Here is a 2144-nt window from a genome sequence, read left to right as displayed (position 1 = left end):
ACACCAAGATCTTGTCAGAGTCGTGCCCGATGATTCGTCAGACACGCCCTAGCCCCCGCGCCGATGACGGCGCTGAAGGAGGGTGCGAGGAGGCATCGGGCCTGCGCCCGCTGCCGATGCGGTTGATGAACGCGGCTGGCGGCTCCGGACGAGGCACGTCGATCACGTTGAGCGAGGAGGCGCAGTCGGTGGGTAGGACGAGGGTGGTACCTGGGCAATGGGCCAAGGCCTTGGCCGCGCTCGTGATGGGCCTGCTCGGACGGGTCGCCAGGAGCCCCGCCTTCGGCCGACAGCCGGAGGTCGACCAGGCGCCGAGGCCGTCCCCGCCTCCACCACTGCCACCCCCACCGACCGGGCCGTCGCCACGGTTCGTCCCGGCCGCCAAAGTCACCGACCTGACCGGGCCCGAGCGCTCCACCTCCTACGGAATCGGAGGTACCGACCTCGGGATGCCGACCCTCACCGCGGACGGTCGGCTCCTGCTCGTGTTCGGAGACACCTTCGACCAGTTCCGGGCCGGCGGTCCCGGATGGCGAGCACCGACGGCCTTGTTTGAACCGCCGACTTGTATCGCTCCGGGACGCGCGGAGGTAGTTGATCTAGCGTCCTGGCTGGAGCGCTGGCCGGTCTGACTCGTGAATCGCCTGCCGCCTTCGGGCTGGCTGTCCCGGGGTTGGTCGCGCCGGCCGGCGCTCCAGGCTGTGGTCTGACTCAACAGAGGTGTGTCCGGAGCTTCGGCGCTGGAAGTCGGCATGTCGGCCGCGGTCGCCTACCCGGTCGTCGAGCGAGAGGTCCGTCGTCGTGATCGTCATCGGGGTCGATCCCCACAAGCGCACTCACACCGCCAGCGCGCTCGAGCCGGGCACTCATCGACTGCTGGACAGCATCGAGATCGAGGCGACCCTGGCCGGCTATCGGCGTCTGTTGCGCTGGGCGTCGACGTTCGTCGAGCGGCGGTGGGCGGTGGAGGGTGCCCGTGGGTTCGGCCGCCATCTGGGGTCGTGGCTGCTCGCGCGGGGTGAGGTGGTGCACGACGTTCCCAGCACCGCGACTGCCCGGGTTCGTGAGCTCTCTCGAGGCGGACGCCGCAAGAACGACGTCATCGACGCTGCGGCAGCGGCCAGCGTCGCCCTGCTGGCCGGAGACGCCAACCCGATGCGCGGCGAGGACCTCACCACGGTGCTGGGCCTGCTCGAGGAGCGTCGCGCGAACCTGGTCGCCCAGCGCACTCGCTCGGTCAACCAGCTTCATGCCCTGCTGCGCGACCTCGTGCCCGGTGGGGCCCGCACCGACCTCACCGCGGCGGCGGCAGCGAAGGTGCTCACCGGGCTGCGCCCGGCGGGGCCGGTCGAGACCGCCCGCAAGACGGTGGCCCGTGACCTGGTCGCCGAGGTGCGTGATCTCGACGCTCGGCTCAAGAAGGTCACCGCCGAGATGTCGGGCGTGGTCGCCGAGCACAGCACCCGGCTCACCGAGCTCGACGGCGTCGGGCCGGTGGTCGCCGCCCGGCTGCTCGGACACACCGGCCATGCCCGCCGCTTCGCCAGCTCATCGGCGTTCGCGAACTACGCCGGCGTCGCTCCGGTCGAGGTCGCGTCCGCCCACAAGGCCCGCCATCGGCTGCCTCGCGGCGGAGACCGCCAGCTCAACCTCGCGCTGCATGTCATCGCGCTGTGCCAGGTCCGCATGCGCGCCAGCGCGGGGCGGGCCTACTACGACCGCAAGATCGGCGAGGGCAAGACCCACAACGAGGCCATGCTGAACCGCCCCGGCGTGTCCGGAGAGCTACGGGCTTGAGTCGGCCGGCTCCGGGTTGGGCCGGTGTTGACGGTAGTGGGCTTCCTCGAGTTCGGCGGGTGGGATGTCGCCGGCGGCGCTGTGCAGGCGGCGGTGGTTGTACCAGTCGACCCATTCGAGGGTGGCGATCTCGACCTGCTCAACGGTGCGCCACGGCGCCCGCGGCTTGATCAGCTCGGTCTTGAACAGGCCGATGGTCGACTCGGCGAGCGCGTTGTCCAGTGCGTCGCCCACGGTGCCGACCGAGGGTGCGACGCCGGCTTCGGCGAGCCGCTCGGTGAAGGCGATGGATGTGTATTGACTGGGCTCAACCGGTCGTCGCAACACCGTCTCGTTGGAGCGAGGCT

At 70.6% G+C, this 2144-nt stretch carries 3 protein-coding genes; 2 read left to right on the top strand and 1 reads right to left on the bottom strand.

Annotated elements, in window-relative coordinates; all coding sequences use genetic code 11:
• The first annotated feature begins 29 nt into the window (after positions 1 to 29).
• Both PH189_RS30615 and PH189_RS30225 read left to right on the top strand, forming a co-directional pair.
• Positions 30 to 632, top strand: coding sequence for a DUF4185 domain-containing protein (locus PH189_RS30615; protein WP_378015053.1), 603 nt, complete (start codon positions 30 to 32; stop codon positions 630 to 632).
• A 169-nt stretch (positions 633 to 801) separates the two neighbouring features.
• Entirely contained in the window at positions 802 to 1797 is a 996-nt protein-coding gene (locus PH189_RS30225; RefSeq protein ID WP_274192569.1) for an IS110 family RNA-guided transposase, read from the top strand.
• Here PH189_RS30225 and PH189_RS30220 read toward each other — a convergent pair.
• A partial coding sequence (locus PH189_RS30220; RefSeq protein WP_274192568.1) for an integrase core domain-containing protein occupies positions 1786 to 2144 on the bottom strand: 359 nt, incomplete at its 5' end. The genes PH189_RS30225 and PH189_RS30220 overlap by 12 nt on opposite strands.

The organism is Actinomycetospora chibensis, from assembly GCF_028737215.1.
Lineage (GTDB): Bacteria > Actinomycetota > Actinomycetes > Mycobacteriales > Pseudonocardiaceae > Actinomycetospora > Actinomycetospora chibensis.
Note: the sequence above shows the minus strand (reverse complement) of the source record. Positions and strands in the feature narration are given on the sequence as shown.